This is a genomic window from Lysinibacillus sp. BS3 (genome assembly GCF_039614735.1).
GTDB lineage: Bacteria > Bacillota > Bacilli > Bacillales_A > Planococcaceae > Lysinibacillus > Lysinibacillus capsici.
The window spans coordinates 1,486,828-1,508,036 of sequence record NZ_CP154860.1 but is presented as its reverse complement, the minus strand read 5'-3'; the positions used below and the strand labels follow the sequence as shown (position 1 = coordinate 1,508,036).

Genomic DNA, 21,209 nt, shown 5'->3' with positions numbered 1-21,209 from the left:
AAATGATTAAATTCATTTTTATAATGTGAGGCGATTCAGATTGACATCTATTAAAGAACAACCCTTTTTACCTATTATTATACAATCGGGTCAGCATGCATACGGGGTAGCACGCTCATTTTATGCAGCCTACCGCATGAAAAGTCTTGTCATTGAGCCAGCAAAAAAAGGGAGGACGATGCGCTCACTCCTTTTGAAAGGCTCACAGGGAATTGCCACGCAGAATAGCGGTATTCTGGATTTTCAATACGTTGAACATTTAGATGATCCTACCCGTTTTGTACAAGCGCTAGTGGGATTGGCCATGCAGTGCCAACAAAAGAAATTGATTTTATTAGTTTGTGACTGCTACTATGCAGAGCTTATCATTGAAAATAAAGAGCAGCTTGAAAAGTACTTTATTTTACCTTACATTGATCAGGCTTTACTAAATAGGGTGCAAACAAAGGAGAAGTTCTACAGGCTTTGTGATAAATATCAGTTAAAATACCCCAAAACCATCATTATAACAAAGGAACATCATTCAAATAGAGAAATTCCAATCCAGTATCCCATTATTATTAAACCCTCCAATACCGTGGCCTATACGAACTGTTCCTTTCCTGAAAAGAAAAAAATATATCTAGTGCACGATGCAGATGAGATGCAGGACATCATTGGCTGTATTTATCGTTCTAGCTATCAAGACACCTTAATCGTTCAAGAATTTATTCCAGGCGACGATTCCTATATCCGTGTTCTAGATGTATATGTAGGAAGAGATCGAAAAGTAAAATTAATGTGTCTTAGCAACAAGCTACTCGAAGATCCATCTCCACAAAACAAAGGTATTTCTTTAGCTGTTATGACCGATTATGATGAACAGCTAATGGAATCCATTCGGCATTTTTTAGAGGACATCGGCTATACGGGCTTTGCTAATTTTGATATGAAATATGATGCAAGGGACGGGAAATACAAGCTATTTGAAATGAATTTGCGAGCAGGGGCTTCAAGCTACTATGTGACCGCAAGCGGGTATAATTTAATGCAATATGTGGTGGATGATTATTTATACCAGGTTAATCATGAACGAACATATGTCCAGACGAAGCATGTATGGTCACTACTTCCTTCAAAAACACTATTTAAATACATGAAGAATGAAAAATTAAAAATAGAAGCAAAGCAATTAATGAAAGAAGGGCAATACACGGATGCATTACTATATAAAGAAGATATGAATATCAAGCGTTGGATAAAGCTGAAATTGTATCATTCATATTTACAGATAAAATACAGCAAGTATTTTAACAAAAGCAATGGTTAGCATATGTGAAATGAAGGATAGGGCTTTAAGATTCGTATTTATTATTTCATTTTGTTAAGTGATTTAGATATTGAAAAGCGTTATGAGACATTAAATTTAGGTATAGAAAATGCTTTAATAAGAATGAATCAAAGAAAGGATTATCTTTTAGATGAAATTGTTTTAGAAAGCTTCGAATAGCTGATAAATAAAAATTGGTACCTTCAAATATAGTAAAAAAATATTGTAGTACTTTATTGGAAATAACGGATGAATTGCGCAAAAATAAAATTGAAAATGATGGGTATTTCAATTTGTTAAAAATAATTAGTGAATATAATATTGATTATGCTTATAAAATCTTTTAATAGCGAGTTCACATGTGTATGACAATAGGGTTAGGAAAGACTCTTTTGAGAGCGCTGTGGATAATATCGAACAATTAAAAGCTATAGAGTATTTTCATAAATTGTATAAATCAGAAATCAAATTATTTAAAGTTTATCTAATGAATTTAAAGATATAAAGATTGATTTGTTGACTTTAGAAGAAAAACTAAACCAACAGTAGGAAAAGATTTAACCAATAATCTTATTAATATTGAAATGATATCAACGAAAACATCTCAAAGATTTTTTCGATGGAGACTTAATTCGCTTAATTGATTATCTAAGAGAAAGTAGCTATTCAGATTACAGATATAACAATTATGTATCTGATACAATACATTATATAGTTGCTGCGGCTTTTAAAAAAAGTCACTTAGATATCAAATAAAAATAGTGGAGCACTAAGGTTATTTTGAATTACTTCAAATATATTCGCTTTTAGAAGGAAGTGGAGATAGAGAGAAATGTAGAGAATTATTTAGTTTCCTATAAAATTAGTAGAATTATTGGTCTTTTAAAGAAATAATTTTTAAAAATGAAATGATAGAATCTTATCTTTACAGACTGTGCTTTTTCTTTTGGTTATTTATAGCAATAACAGTTTCGGAATATTCAAACATATTTTGATGAGAATATTTAAATTTTACCGATTTATATTTGCCGAATCGACAAATCATACTTATAGCTCAATCTCTTATCACCTCTTAAAAAGGTATATTTGTTATTTTAAGTTATTCTTTAATCCCCACTATTATCATATCAATTTATGTTTAAATGACAAAATATATAAGTGAAAATGAGTGTGTATTTTATGGTAATTTTATGACATTGTAAATATAGTGTAGTATAAGAAAAGGCGTGTGCGCACGTGACCTAGAATAGCATAAAAAAGAACACTCATTTGTTTTTAACTCTAAAACAAATGAGTGTTTTTTCAGCTTTCATCGTTCTGAATAGTAGTCTGATTCAGAGGTTCTGCTCATTCCCACTTCAAAAAAATAACAATGTTATTTAATGAAATAGTGCAGAATACAATAGCACTAAAAAACTAAGTAGAGTGAAACTAAATAGAATTATTAGAGGTAATTTCTCTTTACGTTCTTTGATTCGATTCATTCTAAGAAATAGTACAATACAAAGGGTGAGTGAAATACCAAAAAGAATAATAGGAACTATAGATAACACAACTATCCCCCTTTTTTAATAATTAACATTGAGAACCTATCCAGAAAGGATCTGGATTTACTGTACCTGTCCATTTAATCCATAATCCACAGTCCTTAACGCTTGATAAGTTTAAGGCAGTTGCCCCAATATCAATTAATCCTATTGCAATAATAGTAGCTAATCCAAGAGGAGGAGCAATAAAGGCAGCGATAGCAGCTCCAAGTGTAGCTATTCCTGCTCCAATTTGAATATAAGTTATTATCTTGGAAGCTTGACAACTATCAAAGTAAGTATAGAATCCAACTGAAGTCTTTTCATACTTACTTTTACCGTTACATGCAGCTAACGGCTGGACAGAATTCATTAATTCAAAGTCTTTTGTAGTAGACTCAATTAAGTCTTCAGATACATTTTCTTTTCTAGCTGACTCTTCATCAAAATAAAAACCATTTTCATCATATGTTACAAATGGCTGTATAGCCAATGTATCGTTTATTATTTGATTATGTTCATTTACTTTTGATATTGCAAGCTTGATATCAGAATCTGTTGCACCTTGTTTTTTTGCTAAATTAGTATCTATAGCAATATAGTCTCCATCGAAACCTATTGTTTTATCAAATTCTTTATCTAATTCTAATACACTTGTAAGAATAGTCGATAAATTATCTATTGTTTCATTTTCTATTTGTGCTGCGGTTGCGGGAAACTGCGTTGTTATTGAAAACATAAAAATTATTGCAACGATTCCTGTAATAATTTTTTTCATTTTTTATCCCATCCTTTTAATAATATGATTCTCAACACTGTGTGACAACCAATATCTAGTAAACTATATTATTTCCATTTAGTAACCTCTTCTAGTAGATTATTTATACAATAACATAATAATTTACAAAAATAAACAAATATTAACAATTTTGATAATGATTATCCAATTGTGGAATTATTAATAGGGTTTTAACCAAAGATAAAATTATATAGCTTTTCATAATCTTTATTTAACGTAGTGCTTTATTTAAATATTCGATTTATGAAATATTAAATCTGTACATTTTAAATTTAAATAATTTATTAAATCTGTGCAAATATTGCATAAGTAAATAGTTCTATATAAGGAAGAAAGAAAACGTTTGAGGAACATATTCAAATTGTCAACTACTGTTTAAAGAGCCAGAAAAATTATCAATTAGCAGCACAAGCCTATGATGTTTCGTATCAACAGGTATACCATTGGGTGAAGAAATTTGAAGCGACTGATGAAGAGGGATTACGTGATCATCGCGGTCGAACAAAAAATGAAGTTGAATTAACAGCCGAAGAAAAACTTAAGGTTAGAAATCAAACGAATCGAGCGTGAAAATGAGTGCTTACGTGCTGAAAATCTATTTTTAAAAAAGTTAGAGGAAATCGAAAGGAGGCGTCGCTAAGCCAAATTCGCTTACAACAACGCTATTTAGCAATTCAAGAATTACACCAAGAGGAGAAACTTTCGATTCTTTTATTATGTGAAATCGTGGGTGTTTCGCGCGCCGCTTACTATAAGTGGCTAAGTCGTAAGCCATCTAACAGAGAAGTTGAAAATGAAGCCATTTCAAAGGATATTGATCTCCTTTACCACCAAGTAGATGGCATTTACGGCTATTGTCGTATGACATTGACAATCAATCGTCAGCGAATAAAGAATAATCAAGCGACGGTTAACGAGAAGCGTATTTATCGTTTAATGCAGGTGAGTGGATTGAAGTCCGTTATTAGGCGAAAGAGAAAGCCTTATCGTAAATCTCCAGCGCATCAGTGGCGGAGAACGTATTAATCGGGCATTTACCTCGGAAAAGCCAAATGAAAAATGGTGTACAGATGTCACAGAGTTTAAGTATAGAAACGGGAAAAAACCTTATTTAAGTGCAATTATCGATTTATATGATGGTTCAATTATGAGTTATGTGTTAGGTCATTCGAATAATAATTCCCTTGTTTTCAAAACAATAAAATCAGCTATTCAATCATTACAATCAGGCGAGCAGCCATTAATACATAGTGATCGAGGTTTTCAATATACATCGAAGGGATTTAAACGAATTGTGGAAACAGCCAATATGACACAAAGTATGTCCCGTGTTGGTCGATGTATTGATAACGGACCAATTGAATCATTTTGGGGCACATTGAAGTGTGAGAAGTATTATTTGCATAAGTTCGATTCATATGAAGGGTTAAAACTAGCGATTGATGATTATATTCATTTTTATAATTACTATCGTTATCAGAAACGATTAAACGGCTTGAGTCCTTTAGAATTCAGGGCTCAAGCCGCTTAATACATTTTTTATTATTTCCACTGTCTACTTGACAGGGAGCAGTTCATTACTCTGGTGTCTTTTGTTATTTATTATTGATCAATAATATCTCAATCTTTCAATGTTCGTACATTTTCGTATTCATTAGCTTTAGTTTTATAACTTTGAGGGTGTTGCTTCCAAAATAATATTAGTATAGCCTGTTTTGATTGTAGAACAAATAATCTGAAAACAAATTGTTCGACACAGTTTTACCATCAACAATAACAGTTTGAGCTAAAGCCATTATATATTTTGAACCGCCACCTTCTTTAGCTAAAAGAGGTTTAAATTCTTCACTTGTAACCTTTGATAATAATGCAATCTGTCCAAAGCTGTGCCTCCATTTACAACTAACAATTCATCTTTTGCAGTTGAATGTAAGTCATAAATTGAAGTAATATCATTATCTACTCAAAAATACCCTGGTTTGTACTCAAAATTACTTATGTCGGGTTTTCCTTCAAGATCGTTTGTAATTCCACTGATTTGTCAGCTACAACAGTAAAGCCTATAACGCCTAAACTCCTTTGTTTTATATAAATCAATAATAACAAAGGTTTGGAATTATTTATAAACTATTCTAATTATTGTTATAACTATTGAGAAAGGTGAAGTTTCATCTATTATAAAGGATTAGTAAAAATTATTTGTATGGACAGGAAATGTGACGTTTTAGTTTTGTAACAATTACTTTTTGCTTATTAATGATAAAACATAAAAATAATTGTATAATTCATTTGTGAGGAAGGAGCGTCCGTTTAGTGAGTGAAGAAATGAGAACAGGTAAGAGTGTTTTTGAATTAGAGCAAGAACAACTAAAAACATTACCGAAAAATAAAAATAAAGAATCAGAAAAAGATTATTCAACATATTTTCAAGGGCCATCAATGATTGATGGAAAAAAACGTAAAACAGTAGCTGAACATATTCAATATGCTTTAGAAAACGGTTTCCGTGGAATAGGCGAGGGAAAAAGTTATCATATCATGACTTATGGCTGCCAAATGAATGAGCATGACACAGAAGTAATGGCCGGGATTTTTATGCAGCTAGGCTACACACCAACAGAGGTGATTGAAGAGGCTGACGTTGTCTTGCTAAATACATGTGCTATTCGTGAAAATGCAGAAAACAAAGTATTTGGAGAACTTGGTTTCCTGCTGAAATATAAACGAAAAAACCCTGAGATGCTAATAGGGGTTTGTGGCTGTATGTCGCAAGAGGAATCTGTGGTAAATAAAATTTTAAGAAGCTACCCACATGTTGATATGGTGTTTGGTACACACAATATTCACCGTCTGCCAAACATTTTAAAAGAAGCCTACATGTCAAAAGAAATGGTCATAGAGGTTTGGTCTAAAGAAGGCGATGTCATTGAAAATCTGCCGAAGAAACGTCTTGGCTCCATTAAGGCTTGGGTTAATATTATGTATGGTTGCGATAAATTCTGTACGTATTGTATCGTTCCATATACACGTGGTAAAGAGCGCAGTCGCCGACCAGAGGAAATCATTGCTGAAGTTCGTGAGCTAGCGGCAGCGGGCTACAAAGAAATTATGTTATTGGGACAAAATGTCAACGCTTACGGTAAAGATTTTGAGGATATTGATTATCGTCTTGGCGATTTAATGGATGAATTAAGAAAGATCGATATTCCGCGGATTCGATTTACAACGAGTCATCCACGTGACTTTGATGATCATTTAATCGAAGTTCTTGCAAAGCGTGGCAACTTAGTGGAGCATATCCATTTACCAGTACAATCGGGCTCGAATGACGTGCTAAAAATTATGGCGCGTAAATACACACGCGAGCATTTCCTTGGTTTAGTGGATAGAATTAAAGCGGCAATACCTGAAGTAACATTAACAACAGATATTATCGTTGGCTATCCGAATGAAACAGAGGAACAGTTTGAGGAAACATTGTCCTTATACCGTGAAGTTGGCTTTGACGCAGCCTTTACGTATATTTATTCGCCGCGTGAAGGTACACCAGCTGCAAAAATGATTGACAATGTACCTGAAGAGGTGAAAAAAGAGCGTCTTCAACGTTTAAATGAAGTGGTGGGTGAATACTCTCGCAAAGCATTAGAGCGTTTAAATGGTCAGGTTGTCGAAGTATTAGTTGAAGGCACAAGTAAACGACGCGACGATGTGTTAGCGGGCTATACGAGGAAAAATCGTTTAGTTAACTTCAAAGCACCAGCAGAAGTAATTGGTCAATTAGTGAAAGTAAAAATAACAGAGACTACATCCTATTCACTTACTGGTGAATTTGTGGAAGTCGTAAAAAATGAAAAGGTGGAAGCATAAATGACACAAGTCTTATATACAAAAGAAGATTTAATTAAAAAATCACATGAAATTGCACATATGATTGCAAATACGCCAGAGGTTGAATTTTTCAAAAAGGCAGAAGCGCAAATTAACGAAAATCAACAAGTACGTGAACGTATTGCAAGCTTAAAAAGCTTACAAAAACAAGCGGTTAATTTCCAACACCTAGGGAAAGAAAAAGCATTAAAAATGATTGAAGATAAAATTGCTAAAATCGAGGAAGAAATTAATGCCATCCCAGTTGTGCAACAATTTAAAGAATCACAAGGCGATGTGAATGATTTATTGCAACTTGTTTCAAATACGATCGCAAATAATGTTACAAATGAAATTATTCGCTCAACTGGTGGCGATGTTCTTCGTGGTGAAACGGGTTCATACGTAGAAAATAGTCAACCAGGTAGCTGCTCTTAACAGATTATAGAAATCAAAGCTCGAATGCTGTCATTCGAGCTTTTTTTACGTCTTCTTCTATTGAAGCATTCAGCTGCTATAATAGACCTCTCATCGAAAAGTTTTAAATGATCCATTTCATTCTCTAAAAATATATGTTCACCCAATGGGCGCTACCTGCATATGATGGAGTGAAAAGAGTCGAAGGAGGAATTGCGCTGAAACGTTTACGACAAATCGTGACGAAAGCAGTAGTTGCCAAAGGGAAGAAGAGAACGGAAGAACGTGTAACATTATCACCAACAAATAAACCGACAAGTATTTTAGGGTGCTGGGTAATCAATCACACTTGCTCTGCAAAAAGAGTCGGGAAATTTGTAGAAGTAACAGGGAAATTTGATGTCAATGTTTGGTATGCCTATAGTAATCATTCGAAAACAGCTGTGTTTTCTGAAACGATTCACTATAAAGACAAAGTGAAGCTTCACTATCGAGACGGTGAAATTAGCGTTGGTGATGATGTTCGTGTACGTGTGATACAAGAACCAAATTGTATTGAAGCGATTATCTCTCCATGTGGTACAAAGTTTGAAATTGTAGTGGAACGTGAAGTAGTTGTTGAGGTAATGGGTGAAACAACAATTTGTATTAGTGTCCATCCACTAGACTATGAAGAAGATTGGAGCCTTAATGATGAAAGTTCATCTTCATCCTCATCAAGCTCTAGTTCTAGCTCCTCTTCAAGTCCTGAAGGAGAAGGCAGGTATGTGTTAGAGTCTTCATCGTTTCCTGATGAACGACCAAGATAAGTCTAAAAAACATCATTTTTTGATACATGCGAAATGCTAGCATCTTAAAAAAGGTGAATAAAGCGTTTCGCATGTATCTTTTGTTATAATAAATATATCTATAAGGCAAGAGCGAGGTAAATAGTGATATGACAACATATACACCAATGATGCAACAGTATCTACAGGTAAAGGAAGATTACAAAGATGCCTTTTTATTTTTTAGATTAGGTGACTTTTATGAAATGTTTTTTGAGGACGCAATCAATGCCTCACAAATTTTAGAAATTACATTAACAAGCCGAGATGCAGGCGCAAAAGAGCGAATACCAATGTGCGGTGTGCCGCATCATTCGGCTAAAAATTATATTGAAACACTTGTGCAAAAAGGCTATAAAGTGGCTATTTGTGAACAAACAGAAGATCCAAAGCAAGCAAAAGGTGTGGTCAAACGTGAAGTTGTTCAGCTTATCACACCAGGAACAATTATGGAAGGAAAGGCTCTTGATGGTAAATCTAATCATTTTATTGGAGCGGCAGAGCAATTAGATGACACAACATTTGGCTATGCTTATTTAGATTTATCCACAGGTGAAGCCGTAGCGTCTTCTATTGAAGGCGATGGAAAAGCCTTATTAATGCAAATGCAGGCTTACGGAATTCGAGAACTGATTGTCACGGATAGTTTGCAGCTATTATTAGCAGAGCATGCCGTCAATGCTGGGATCGTACTTTCAATTGAAGTGAATGAAATGCCTATGGACAAAGCAGCAAGTTATCTAGAAGCTGTACCAAAACCGTTACAAATTGCGTGTCTTCGATTGTTAGCTTATATTGACCAAACACAAATGAGATCTTTATCACATATTCAGGCATTCACGTTTAATGAAATTAAAAATTATTTACGCATTGATTCTAGCTCAAAGCGCAATTTAGAGCTGATTCAATCGATTCGTGGTGGCGATCAAAAAGGTACACTCTTATGGCTATTAGATGACACCGTGACAGCGATGGGTGGACGGAAATTAAAGCAATGGCTACACCAACCGCTTGCCACACGTTCAGCAATAGAGGCTAGACTAGCGATTGTTACGGATTTATTGGAAGAATATTTTGTACGAACAGAGCTACAAGCATCCTTAAAACAAGTATATGATTTAGAGCGTTTGGCTGGTCGTGTTGCTTTTGGCAATGTGGGTGGACGAGATTTAGCCCAATTGCGTGATTCTTTACGCCAAGTGCCAACTATTCAACAGCAGTTGGTGGGTTCAAATAAAGAAACATTACAGCAATTAGGTGCGGAACTTGATACATGCTCAGATGTCGAGGCATTATTAGCAAAAGCGATTACAGATAATCCCCCTATTACCATTAAAGAAGGGGATGTTATCCGTGACGGCTATAATGAACGCTTAGACGAACTTCGCTATGCCGCTCGTAATGGTAAGGATTGGATTGCCCAACTTGAACAAGAAGAGCGTGTGAAAACGGGTATTAAAAATTTAAAAATAGGCTATAATCGCATTTTTGGTTACTATATAGAAATTACAAAATCAAATATTCATTTAGCAGATTTAACACGCTATGAGCGAAAACAAACACTGGCGAATGCGGAACGCTATATTACACAGGAACTAAAAGAAAAAGAAGCATTGATTTTAAATGCTGAAGAAGAAAGCTTAACATTAGAGTACAACCTGTTTGTAAAAATTCGTGATGTATTAAAAACTTATATTCCGCGTGTCCAAGCACTAGCAGCAAACATTAGTGAATTGGATGTCTTATTAAGCTTTGCAAGCGTCTCAGAAAAATATCGATTTACGAAACCAGAATTTCACGGTGGACGTGCCCTTAAAATTATAGAAGGACGCCATCCTGTCGTTGAAAAAATGCTGAACAAGCAAATGTATGTACCAAACGATTGTGTGCTAGAAGAGCAGAACAATATGATGCTTATTACAGGGCCGAATATGTCTGGTAAAAGTACTTATATGCGTCAAGTAGCATTAATTGTTGTTATGGCTCAAATGGGCTGCTATGTACCTGCTGAAAAAGCGAAGCTACCAATTACCGATCAAATTTTTACTCGGATTGGGGCGGCTGATGATTTAGCGGCAGGACAATCTACATTTATGGTGGAGATGCTTGAATCGCAACATGCTATTATGCATGCAACAAAAAATAGCTTAATGCTATTTGATGAAATTGGACGTGGAACATCGACCTATGATGGTATGAGCTTGGCACAATCGATGATGGAATATATTCATGACAAAATAGGAGCCAATACGTTATTTTCTACGCACTATCATGAATTGACAGCACTTGAAAAGGATTTGCCACGCTTACAAAATGTGCATGTTTCAGCCACTGAAAAAAATGGTACGGTCGTTTTCCTGCATAAGGTGAAAAAAGGAGCGGCTGATAAATCCTATGGTATACATGTGGCACAGCTTGCTCAATTACCTGAGGAAATTTTAGCTAGAGCACGTGTATTACTTGAGAACTTTGAGGCAGGGAAAGAAGTAGTTGCCGAAACACAGGTGATAGCTGAACAACCAATACAGATGTCTTTATTTACAGAAGACGAACCGATTTCCCCAGCCGAGACAAAGGTGCTAAAGAAATTAGAAAAGGTAAATATTCTAGGTACTTCACCGATGCAGGCAATGAATATTTTATATGAGCTACAGCAAGAGCTAGTGAACGCTAAAAAATAAAGGAGTGATACGTTAGTGGGAAACATACAAATTATGGACGAATGGCTATCCAATAAAATCGCAGCAGGAGAGGTAGTAGAAAGGCCAGCTTCTGTTGTCAAAGAGCTAGTGGAAAATGCTATTGATGCTGGGAGTTCGTCCATTGATGTTTTTTTACTAGAAGCAGGTCTCACTTCTATTCAAGTAATAGATAATGGTAGCGGTATGGATGAAGAGGATGCACTAATGTCATTCTCTCGTCATGCTACTAGTAAAATTCATCAGGAACATGATTTATTTCGTATTCGAACACTTGGCTTCCGTGGTGAGGCGTTAGCATCCATAGCCTCTGTTTCTAAAATGACATTGATTACATCAAATGGTGAATCTGGAACACATTTAGAACTTGAAGGTGGACATATCCTCACTCATAAACCTGGTCCGTTACGTAAAGGGACTGATTTAACAGTCTCCCAGCTATTCTTTAATACACCTGCCCGTTTAAAATATATGAAAACCATTCAAACCGAACTTGGGCATACAATAGACCTGATGAATCGTCTCGCACTTGGTAACCCACAAATAGCATTCAGATTATTGCATAATGGTCAACAATTGCTGCAAACAAATGGCCGAGGAGATGTACAACAAGTGCTTGCAGCTATTTATGGTATACATAATGCCAAGAAAATGGTGTCATTCCAAGGCGAGTCACATGATTATCGAATTTCTGGCTTTGTATCCTTACCAGAGGTAACACGTGCTTCTAAAAATTATATGTCTCTATTTGTTAATGGTCGTTGGGTCAAGCATTATTTAGTACAAAAGGCTATTGTGGATGCTTACCATACGTATTTACCTATCGAGCGCTTTCCAATAGTTGTTCTTTATATAGAGGGTGATCCTTACTTAACAGACGTGAATGTGCATCCTGCAAAACATCAAATTCGTTTAAGTAAAGAGGCTGAGCTTTTGAAGTTAATAGAGGAAACCATTCGTGAAACAATACGCAACATTATTCGAGTCCCACAAATGGAAAAGAAAGAAAAAATAGTTAAACCAGCTACTGAGCAATTAAACATTTGGAAGCCTGCTCCGAAGATTGATGTGGAGAAAATGAATGCCATCGTAGAAAAATTATATGATGTCCAAACCATTCAAGAAAACAATCTTGAACAGATAGATGAGCCAAAGCCTATTTCTACGGTTCGAGAGGAAAGTTGGCAGCCTACACCACAAATAGAGGCTGAAACACTTGATGAAGTAACAATAGCTGCACAGTCGGAAATATTGGAAGAGACGCCTACGAAGGAACCTTTTCCTGAGCTCGAAGTAGTGGGTCAAATCCATGGCACATACATTGTCGCGCAAATGGAGGATGGTTTTTATTTAATTGATCAGCATGCTGCTCAGGAACGCATTAAATACGAATTCTTCCGTGAAAAAGTCGGTCAAGTTAATCCTCATGAACGTCAGGCATTATTGTTACCACTAACATTCCATTATGCAGCCGATGAAGCACTGATCTTACGAGAACACAGGCATGAATTAGAAGCGGTAGGCGTATTTTTAGAGGAATTTGGACAGTCATCTTTTGTTGTGCGTGAGCATCCGAGTTGGTTCCCACAAGGGGAGGAACAGGAAATCATTGAGGATTTAATTGAACAGGTGCTGACAACTAAAAAGGCTGATATCAAAAAACTACGTGAGGCAGCCTCGATTATGATGAGCTGTAAAAAGTCAATCAAAGCGAATCATTATTTAACAAAAGAGCAAATGGAAACATTGCTACGAGATTTACGCAATGCAGATAATCCATTTACATGCCCACACGGACGTCCAGTGCTTATTCACTTTACATCATATGAAGTGGAAAAAATGTTCAAACGGGTTATGTAAGGGAGAGGGGGAAAATGGATGGGTGAATTTATTTTAGCGATTGATCAAGGAACGACAAGTTCAAGAGCCATTTTATTTGATAAAAAAGGTCAAATTGTTCATGTAGCACAAAAAGAATTTCAACAAATTTTTCCAAAGGCTGGCTGGGTAGAGCATAATGCCAATGAAATATGGGGTTCTATCTTGTCCGTTATTGCGGCAGTATTAACCGAAAGTGGCCATGAAGCAAGTGAGGTTCATGCGATCGGCATTACCAATCAGCGCGAAACAACAGTGGTGTGGGATAAACACACAGGTCAGCCGATTTACAATGCGATTGTCTGGCAATCACGCCAAACACAGGACATTGTGAATGCCTTAAAAGAACAAGGACATGAAGAACATTTTCAGCAAAAGACAGGGCTTCGCTTAGATGCTTATTTTTCAGCGACAAAAATTAAATGGATCTTAGATAATGTTGAAGGCGCTCGTGAAAAGGCAGACAATGGCGATTTATTATTTGGGACGATTGATTCATGGATTGTTTGGCGATTATCAAAGGGAGCGGCTCATGTGACCGATTACTCAAATGCAGCTCGAACAATGCTCTATAATATTCATGAATTGAAGTGGGATGAGGAACTTTGCGAGCTTTTAGCTATCCCAATGTCCATGCTTCCAGAAGTGAGAAATTCATCAGAAATATATACAGAAACGGCTTCAAGTATATTTTTTGGAGAAAAAATTCCGATAGCTGGGATTGCGGGTGATCAGCAAGCCGCACTTTTTGGACAAACTTGTTTTACCAAAGGAATGGCTAAAAACACGTATGGCACTGGCTGCTTTATGCTATTAAATACAGGAGAGCAGGCAGTGACATCGGAAAATGGTTTATTGACAACCATTGCGTGGGGAATAGATGGGACAGTGACCTATGCATTGGAAGGTAGTGTATTTGTAGCAGGATCAGCTATTCAATGGCTACGAGATGGACTAAGGATGATTCGTACTGCAGAGGATTCTGAAACCTATGCTAGAAAAGTAGATCATACCGATGGGGTCTATGTTGTCCCTGCCTTTGTTGGACTCGGTACACCTTACTGGGATACAGATGCACGTGGCGCCATTTTTGGGTTAACACGTGGAACATCAAAAGAACATTTTATTCGAGCAACACTAGAATCATTAGCCTATCAAACGAAAGATGTACTAGACGCAATGGAAGAAGCAGCAGGTACTCCGATTGAAGTACTCCGTGTAGATGGTGGAGCTGTCAAAAATCAATTTTTAATGCAGTTCCAAAGTGATGTTTTACAGCTACAAGTAGAGCTAGCAAAACTCAATGAGTCAACAGCACTCGGTGCAGCCTATTTAGCGGGGCTGGCGACAAGCTTTTGGCCAAACCAAGAGGCTTTATCTGCATTATGGGTGAGTGGGGAAACCTATCAACCTTACATGGATGAAGAACAAGCCACAGCTCTGTACACAGGATGGCAGAAGGCTGTAGAGGCAACACGAATTTTTAAATCATAGCTATTGGGGGAGAAAGGTATGTTTTCATTTGAGCAGCGACCAAAAATTTTATATTATCTAGAGCACTATAGCTTTGACGTATTAGTCATTGGGGGTGGTATTACAGGTGCAGGAATTGCATTAGATGCCGCATCAAGAGGCCTTTCTGTCGCATTAATTGATATGCAGGATTTTTCAGCTGGTACGTCGAGCCGTTCAACCAAATTGATTCACGGTGGTCTGCGTTATTTAAAGCAATTTGATGTAGGAGTTGTAGCCGAGGTAGGGCGAGAGCGTGAAATTGTCTTTGATAATGCTGTACATGTCACAACGCCTGAAAAAATGCTATTACCTTTATATAAAAAGGGTTCACTCGGTCCCTTCACAACATCTATGGCATTAAAGGTCTATGACCGCTTGGCAGGTGTCAAAAAACATGAACGTAGAACGATGTTAAATGCTCAGGAAACCTTGGCATTAGAGCCTTTACTCAATCAAGATGGCTTAGTCGGCGGTGGCTATTATGTGGAATACCGTACAGATGATGCCCGTCTAACAATTGAAGTATTGAAAAAGGCTGTTGAATATGGAGCGCTTTGCCTCAACTATGCTGAAATGACGGAATTTATTTATGAAAAGAAAAAGCTTGTTGGCATTAAAGTGAGGGATCATGTGACGGGGAAAATGCTCAATGTCCATGCCGCCCAAATTGTGAATGCAACGGGTCCATGGGTTGATGACGTACGACAAAAAGATAAAGTAGCAGATAACAAGCAATTACGTCTAACAAAGGGCGTTCATATTGTCATCAAACAAAAGGATTTTCCACTAAAGCAAGCTGTTTATTTTGATATTGCTGATGGTCGCATGGCCTTTGCCATTCCACGAGATGGCAAAACCTATGTAGGGACGACGGATACTGTCTATGAAGGTAATCCTGTACATCCAGTGGCAACACAGCAAGATGTGGATTATCTAATCGAGGCTGCAAAAAAGGTCTTTCCAACAGCTACTATTACAAGAGACACAATAGAATCCTCTTGGGCAGGCGTACGGCCACTGATTTATGAAAAAGGCAAGGATCCATCAGAAATTTCAAGGAAAGATGAAATTTGGACAGCGCCAAGTGGTTTAATGACAATCGCTGGTGGCAAGCTTACGGGCTATCGCCAAATGGCTGAAACGATTGTCGATAAAATTGTGAAGACCCGTCGTTACAAGCATGCAAGTGCCTGTTTAACACGTGAGCTAGCACTTTCCGGTGCAAAGGGAATTAACGCTATAAATTTCCCTGACTATATTGCCTATAAAGCACGAGAAGGCGTACAGTATGGCTTAAATTATGATGAAGCCAAGCAGCTTGTACAAAAGTATGGCACGAATGTAGATGCTTTATTTGATCGCGTGAAATTTTTACATGAACATGGTAGTACAATGCCTCTTGCCTTACATGCTATGCTACTGTATGGCATTGAAGCTGAAATGGTCTATACACCAAGCGACTTCTTTATTCGTCGTACTGGTTTATTATACTTCGATATTGAAGCAGTAAAGCTTTATAAACAGCAAGTAATTCAGGTGATGCAACAACGCTTGAATTATACGGAGGAGCAAAAAAATAGGTATATTGCTGAATTAGAGCAAGCCATTAACGATGCAACAAATTTTGTGAAAGAAGGGGAGTAAGGGATGGAGCGTTATATTCAAATGTCGGATGAACAATTTGTCTTCACTCGAACATTGGAGCCTTCAACGCCATGTATTGGACATATTCACATTTTGCATGGCATGGCAGAGCACAGCGGTCGCTATTTAACATTTGCGAAAACACTCAACACAGCAGGCTATGTTGTGACGATGCACGATCACCGTGGGCATGGTGAAACGGCAGCATATAATGGGACATTGGGCTTTTTTGCTGAAGAAAACGGCTTTGAGCGTGTTGTAAAAGATGCTCATGAAGTGATTACACAACTTCACGCACCATACGCTAATGTACCATTTATTCTCTTTGGCCATAGTATGGGTTCTTTCATTACTAGACGCTATATTCAATTATATGGAGAGCAAGTAGACAATGTTATTCTCTGTGGCACTGGAAATGTGACAGCCTTGCATGCTGTAGGAAATCTAGTAGCCAAGGCTTTAGCTAAGGGGCTAGGAAAAGAAACTGAAAGTAAGCTGTTAAATCGATTGAGCTTTGGTAGCTTTAATAAGCGATTTCCCAATCCGAAGACTGCCTATGATTGGTTATGTTCAGTACAACAAGAGGTGCAAAAGTATATCGATGATCCCTATTGTGGCTTTATTCCAACGAATCAATTTTTCGTGGATTTGACAACTGGCTTTGCCACACTAAATCGTAAAAAAGAATTAGCAAAAGTAAGAAAAGACCTTCCTATTCTCTTGATTAGTGGCAGTAAGGATCCAGTTGGTGAACAGGGGCTAGGCGTTTACAAAGTTGCTGAACAATTAGCAGCGGTGGGGGTAGAGGATGTAACGGTTTATTTATTCGAGGATAAACGACATGAAATTTTAAATGAAGACAATCAAGAAGCGGTCTTTCAAGTTTTATTACGGTGGTTAGAAAAATATGATAGAAACTAAATTGCAGCAGGCAGAGGTCGTAGCAATAGTGGGGCCGACTGCCTCAGGTAAAACGGCATTAAGCATTGAACTGGCAAAAAAATATCACGGTGAAGTCATTAATGGTGATTCCATGCAAGTTTATAAAGGGCTCGATATTGGGACAGCTAAAATTACCGAAGAAGAGATGGAGGGCGTTCCTCATCATTTACTAAGCTTTTTAGAGCCTACAGAACCCTTTTCGGTAGCAGATTATCAAAAATTAGTACGTGCGAAGATCGCGGAAATACAAGCTCGTCAAAAATTACCTATAATAGTAGGAGGCTCTGGCTTATATGTACAAGCTGTCCTCTATGATTTCCAATTTACTGATGAAAAAGTAGATGAAGAAGCACGAAAAGCCTACTATGAGGAATTAGCAAGGCTTGGCCCTGAGGCAATGCATGACAAACTAAAACAACTAGACCCTCAAACAGCGGAGACAATCCATCCAAACAATACACGTCGTGTTATTCGTGCATTAGAAATGCTGGAATTAAGCGGTGTATCAAAAGCAGCTGAAGCACAAAATCGAGGGGAAGTACCCCTTTACAATCATGTTATTTTAGGGTTAGGTCAAAACATGTCCCGTGACGTGCTATATGACCGTATTAATCGTCGTGTTGATTTAATGATGGAAAATGGTCTTCTGCAAGAGGTGAAGGGACTATGGCAGCAAAATATCCGTGGTGTGCAGTCTATACAAGCCATCGGATATAAAGAATTATATGATTATTTAGATGGCAAATGTACCCTAGAGGAAGCCATTGATAGCTTAACACAAAATTCCCGTCGCTATGCAAAAAGACAGCTTACTTATTTCCGTAATAAAATGGATGTCCATTTTATTACGCCGGATGATCGATTATAAGAATAAAGAAGAATTTCTAAAAATTACTAATTGATAAATTGGTAGAACATGCTACTATAGGAATGAAGAGGTAGAAAGTTAGTAGGGAGGCTATTTGATGAAATCAATCAATTTGCAAGATACGTTCTTGAACCAACTACGTAAAAACAGTGTTTTTGTAACTGTATTTCTGTTAAACGGATTTCAGTTAAAAGGGACTGTGAAATCATATGATAATTTTACAGTATTACTACTTGATGCTGAAAATAAGCAGCACCTAATCTACAAGCACGCCATTTCTACATTCGTACCAGCAAAACAAATAGAGTTTTTAGAGACAGAAGTATAATAAGTATGTTAAACAGTTAGTGTTCTCACACTGGCTGTTTTTTTTGCTACAAGCTATAATGATAGTGGAATTTGATATTTTGGAGGACAAAGTTTATGAAAACAATGGAAACAACACAATTATTAGATCTGTTAGATGCAAATGAGGACCTATATATTATCGATGTTCGTGAAGAGGATGAAGTAGCACATGGCATGATCCCAGGTGCTAAACATATTGCACTCGGAACTATCCCTGAACGTTTAGAGGAATTAGATGTAGAAAAGCCATATATTATTGTATGTAAGGCTGGAGCTCGTTCTGCCAATGCGTGTGCTTACTTAGAGGCACAAGGATTTGATGTAACAAACCTTGAAGGCGGCATGCTGGCTTATGATGGAGAATTAGAATTTAAATAAATCATGAAAAAAAGAAAGAGCATATACTCTTTCTTTTTTCATGATTATTTTTTCACGGCGTCCATGATAAAATTAAAATTCTCTTCAAAGTTTTTGTAGATATTAACATTTTTTTGTCCCTGCACTTTTGAAGCATAACTAGCAAAGTTTAGACCAGCTCCATAAATTTGTAGTGCTCCATTCGCCAAATCCCCTTTTTGGAGAAGCTCAATGCCATCTTTCAAGAAATTTTGACTCTCCTCGAAATGACACTCCGTAATGTATTTATCACCACTATGAAATAATTTTAAATTTTCTAGTATTTTATTTGCTGTCTCTTCGCTGATCGAAGCGTCGATATTGATTAATAACTGATTGATCGGTTTTACGAGTTTGGCATAGAGGCTATCGTGCGTTTCACAGGTTTCAGCAATAGCGTTTCTTAATTCTTTTGCATTCATCGTATCTACTCCTAACTTTTCATCGTTTTACTATTTGATACTTACCCTAATTTTAATCAACTGAATACTGAATTTTTAGAAATAATTTATGTTTACATTGAACAGATTATTAAGGTTTTCAACTTTTATGTTCAACATTACTCAGTGAATTGGCAAAACATATGCTACGGAAGGTAGAGATGATGGAAAAGTCTGTAGTTTATTTGTTAAGACAATTGATTTAGTAATTAGTTCTTGTACAAGCTGAGTGTTAGGCATAGAGAAATCTTTAAAAGCAATAATTAAGGAAGACTAGGAATCAAGTGAAAGATTCACAGGCTATTGATAAGCTTATATTGGGAATTGGAGTATGTACTAAGTTAACACTCAAAAAATTTTTTCCTCTTGACACTAAAAAAGTTGTAAAGTAGATTTAACATAATTACATAAAAGCAATAGGTGCCCACTAGGGAGAATAGGGAATAAAGTGAAAAGCTTTAGCGGACCCGCCACTGTATAAGGGAGTTTCATAGTGTATGCCACTAGCGAAAAGCTGGGAAGGTACTATGAGGTGTTGAACTTGAGCCAGGAGACCTGCCTACATGCTTTAGAAGATATAGATGATGGAAAAGTCTGTAGTTTATTTGTCATGACAATAAACTACAGACTTTTTATTTTGTCTTAATGAGAACGAGAGGAGAAATAATCATGCAATTATTACAAGACACGATTCAAAACATTCAAGGGGTTGATATGAAAAGTATGGAGCAAGCTAGAATGCGGATTGATGCGCTTTGTAAGCCCCCGGGTAGCTTGGGTAAACTAGAATCAATTGCCGTACAGCTCTCTGGTATAACAGGACAATTATATCCGACGGTCGACAAAAAGGTGATGATTGTCTGTGCTGCAGATCATGGTGTTTGCGAGGAAGGTGTAACCACGAATCCACAAGATGTTACGGTCTTTCAAACATTAAATTTTCCTAAGGGGGGTACAGGCGTTTGTGCGATTGCGGGGATTACCAATGCAAAGGTGGTCACAGTAGATGTGGGAGTAAAAGAAGATATTTCACTTGATGCAGGTGTCATTATTCATAAAATTAAATACGGTACCGATAACATGGCACACGGTCCAGCTATGGCCAAACAAGAAGCCATTCAATCGATAGAAGTAGGAATCCGTGTGGCCACTGAGGAAATCATAAAAGGTGCTGATGTACTTGGGACTGGAGAAATGGGCATCGGCAATACAACACCAAGTGCTGCGATATTAGCTGTTTTGACGGGATGCAACCCTATCGAAGTAACGGGGTTTGGTGCAGGAGTAGGCCAAGGAGGCATTGCCTATAAAGCGGCAGTTATTGAAAAAGCAATTACCTTAAATAAGCCTAATCCAAGTGATGTTATTGATGTTCTGGCTAAGGTTGGAGGGTTAGAGATAGGGGCGATGACAGGTATTATTCTTGGCGCTGCTGCCCATCGTAAACCCGTTGTCATTGATGGATTTATTTCGACTATAGCCGCCCTCATTGCTTATAAGCTCGAACCAAAAGTAATCGATTATATCATTCCTTCCCATGCTTCAGAGGAACCAGGGGCAAAAATTGCCGCTGCCTTACTGGGCATTGAACCGATGTTGCATATGAATATGCGTTTAGGCGAAGGTTCTGGAGCAGCCTTAGCCTTTCCTCTTTTAGATGCAGCTTGCTCGATGATGAAAAACATGGTGACTTTAGAAGAATCAATGCAGTTGTTAAAAAGGTAAGTTAAATGT

At 37.0% G+C, this 21,209-nt stretch carries 15 protein-coding genes, 1 pseudogene and 1 riboswitch; of the genes and pseudogenes, 14 read left to right on the top strand and 2 right to left on the bottom strand.

Annotated features, from left to right (window positions below; all coding sequences use genetic code 11):
• Positions 1–40: 40 nt before the first annotated feature.
• A complete protein-coding gene (locus AAJG31_RS07835) occupies positions 41–1,309 on the top strand; it encodes an ATP-grasp domain-containing protein (RefSeq protein WP_279494264.1) in 1,269 nt (422 codons plus the stop codon).
• Between the two features lie 1,575 nt (positions 1,310–2,884).
• On the opposite strand, the gene AAJG31_RS07830 is transcribed toward AAJG31_RS07835, so the two are convergent.
• Positions 2,885–3,613: a hypothetical protein gene (locus tag AAJG31_RS07830; protein WP_233732487.1), complete on the bottom strand. Its 729-nt coding sequence runs from the start codon at positions 3,611–3,613 to the stop codon at positions 2,885–2,887.
• 348 nt (positions 3,614–3,961) lie between these two features.
• Here AAJG31_RS07830 and AAJG31_RS07825 point away from each other — a divergent pair.
• The 12 genes and pseudogenes from AAJG31_RS07825 to AAJG31_RS07770 all read left to right on the top strand — a co-directional run.
• Positions 3,962–5,165: pseudogene (locus tag AAJG31_RS07825) on the top strand (IS3 family transposase); the annotation flags it as partial.
• A 794-nt stretch (positions 5,166–5,959) separates the two neighbouring features.
• Positions 5,960–7,501: a tRNA (N6-isopentenyl adenosine(37)-C2)-methylthiotransferase MiaB gene (miaB, locus tag AAJG31_RS07820; RefSeq protein ID WP_036219113.1), complete on the top strand. Its 1,542-nt coding sequence runs from the start codon at positions 5,960–5,962 to the stop codon at positions 7,499–7,501.
• On the top strand, positions 7,502–7,939 hold the full coding sequence (locus AAJG31_RS07815; protein ID WP_048391473.1) for a RicAFT regulatory complex protein RicA family protein: 438 nt from the start codon (positions 7,502–7,504) through the stop codon (positions 7,937–7,939). It abuts the gene before it with no gap.
• A gap of 134 nt (positions 7,940–8,073) precedes the next feature.
• Entirely contained in the window at positions 8,074–8,727 is a 654-nt protein-coding gene (gene cotE / locus AAJG31_RS07810; protein WP_175400709.1) for an outer spore coat protein CotE, read from the top strand.
• 128 nt (positions 8,728–8,855) lie between these two features.
• Positions 8,856–11,426 carry a DNA mismatch repair protein MutS gene (gene mutS / locus AAJG31_RS07805; protein ID WP_066036566.1) on the top strand — a complete coding sequence of 857 codons (2,571 nt, stop codon included), beginning with the start codon at positions 8,856–8,858 and terminating at the stop codon, positions 11,424–11,426.
• A gap of 15 nt (positions 11,427–11,441) precedes the next feature.
• Complete coding sequence (gene mutL, locus AAJG31_RS07800) at positions 11,442–13,304, top strand: DNA mismatch repair endonuclease MutL (RefSeq protein WP_279494266.1); 1,863 nt, start codon at positions 11,442–11,444, stop codon at positions 13,302–13,304.
• An 18-nt stretch (positions 13,305–13,322) separates the two neighbouring features.
• On the top strand, positions 13,323–14,816 hold the full coding sequence (glpK, locus tag AAJG31_RS07795) for a glycerol kinase GlpK (RefSeq protein WP_279494267.1): 1,494 nt from the start codon (positions 13,323–13,325) through the stop codon (positions 14,814–14,816).
• A gap of 18 nt (positions 14,817–14,834) precedes the next feature.
• Entirely contained in the window at positions 14,835–16,481 is a 1,647-nt protein-coding gene (locus AAJG31_RS07790; RefSeq protein WP_279494268.1) for a glycerol-3-phosphate dehydrogenase/oxidase, read from the top strand.
• A gap of 3 nt (positions 16,482–16,484) precedes the next feature.
• Positions 16,485–17,402 carry an alpha/beta fold hydrolase gene (locus AAJG31_RS07785; protein WP_279494269.1) on the top strand — a complete coding sequence of 306 codons (918 nt, stop codon included), beginning with the start codon at positions 16,485–16,487 and terminating at the stop codon, positions 17,400–17,402.
• Complete coding sequence (gene miaA / locus AAJG31_RS07780; protein WP_279494270.1) at positions 17,389–18,291, top strand: tRNA (adenosine(37)-N6)-dimethylallyltransferase MiaA; 903 nt, start codon at positions 17,389–17,391, stop codon at positions 18,289–18,291. The genes AAJG31_RS07785 and miaA overlap by 14 nt, the downstream gene beginning before the upstream one ends.
• Positions 18,292–18,388: 97 nt before the next feature.
• Positions 18,389–18,619 carry an RNA chaperone Hfq gene (gene hfq / locus AAJG31_RS07775; RefSeq protein WP_004225825.1) on the top strand — a complete coding sequence of 77 codons (231 nt, stop codon included), beginning with the start codon at positions 18,389–18,391 and terminating at the stop codon, positions 18,617–18,619.
• A gap of 95 nt (positions 18,620–18,714) precedes the next feature.
• A complete protein-coding gene (locus tag AAJG31_RS07770; RefSeq protein WP_279494272.1) occupies positions 18,715–19,017 on the top strand; it encodes a rhodanese-like domain-containing protein in 303 nt (100 codons plus the stop codon).
• 44 nt (positions 19,018–19,061) lie between these two features.
• On the opposite strand, the gene AAJG31_RS07765 is transcribed toward AAJG31_RS07770, so the two are convergent.
• Positions 19,062–19,457: a hypothetical protein gene (locus AAJG31_RS07765; RefSeq protein ID WP_279494274.1), complete on the bottom strand. Its 396-nt coding sequence runs from the start codon at positions 19,455–19,457 to the stop codon at positions 19,062–19,064.
• A 419-nt stretch (positions 19,458–19,876) separates the two neighbouring features.
• Positions 19,877–20,053, top strand: a riboswitch (cobalamin riboswitch).
• Positions 20,054–20,144: 91 nt separating this feature from the next.
• Between AAJG31_RS07765 and cobT the strand changes: the two genes are divergently transcribed.
• Positions 20,145–21,200, top strand: coding sequence for a nicotinate-nucleotide--dimethylbenzimidazole phosphoribosyltransferase (gene cobT, locus AAJG31_RS07760; protein ID WP_279494275.1), 1,056 nt, complete (start codon positions 20,145–20,147; stop codon positions 21,198–21,200).
• Positions 21,201–21,209 lie beyond the last annotated feature (9 nt).

Excerpts from the sequence above, each read along its gene's own strand:
- cobT (WP_279494275.1), top strand. The coding sequence starts at position 20,145 with ATGCAATTATTACAAGACACGATTCAAAACATTCAAGGGGTTGATATG.
- glpK (WP_279494267.1), top strand. The coding sequence starts at position 13,323 with ATGGGTGAATTTATTTTAGCGATTGATCAAGGAACGACAAGTTCAAGA.
- AAJG31_RS07790 (WP_279494268.1), top strand. The coding sequence starts at position 14,835 with ATGTTTTCATTTGAGCAGCGACCAAAAATTTTATATTATCTAGAGCAC.
- mutS (WP_066036566.1), top strand. The coding sequence starts at position 8,856 with ATGACAACATATACACCAATGATGCAACAGTATCTACAGGTAAAGGAA.
- AAJG31_RS07830 (WP_233732487.1), bottom strand. The coding sequence starts at position 3,613 with ATGAAAAAAATTATTACAGGAATCGTTGCAATAATTTTTATGTTTTCA.
- AAJG31_RS07815 (WP_048391473.1), top strand. The coding sequence starts at position 7,502 with ATGACACAAGTCTTATATACAAAAGAAGATTTAATTAAAAAATCACAT.
- AAJG31_RS07770 (WP_279494272.1), top strand. The coding sequence starts at position 18,715 with ATGAAAACAATGGAAACAACACAATTATTAGATCTGTTAGATGCAAAT.
- AAJG31_RS07785 (WP_279494269.1), top strand. The coding sequence starts at position 16,485 with ATGGAGCGTTATATTCAAATGTCGGATGAACAATTTGTCTTCACTCGA.
- AAJG31_RS07765 (WP_279494274.1), bottom strand. The coding sequence starts at position 19,457 with ATGAATGCAAAAGAATTAAGAAACGCTATTGCTGAAACCTGTGAAACG.
- hfq (WP_004225825.1), top strand. The coding sequence starts at position 18,389 with ATGAAATCAATCAATTTGCAAGATACGTTCTTGAACCAACTACGTAAA.
- cotE (WP_175400709.1), top strand. The coding sequence starts at position 8,074 with ATGTTCACCCAATGGGCGCTACCTGCATATGATGGAGTGAAAAGAGTC.
- miaB (WP_036219113.1), top strand. The coding sequence starts at position 5,960 with ATGAGAACAGGTAAGAGTGTTTTTGAATTAGAGCAAGAACAACTAAAA.
- miaA (WP_279494270.1), top strand. The coding sequence starts at position 17,389 with ATGATAGAAACTAAATTGCAGCAGGCAGAGGTCGTAGCAATAGTGGGG.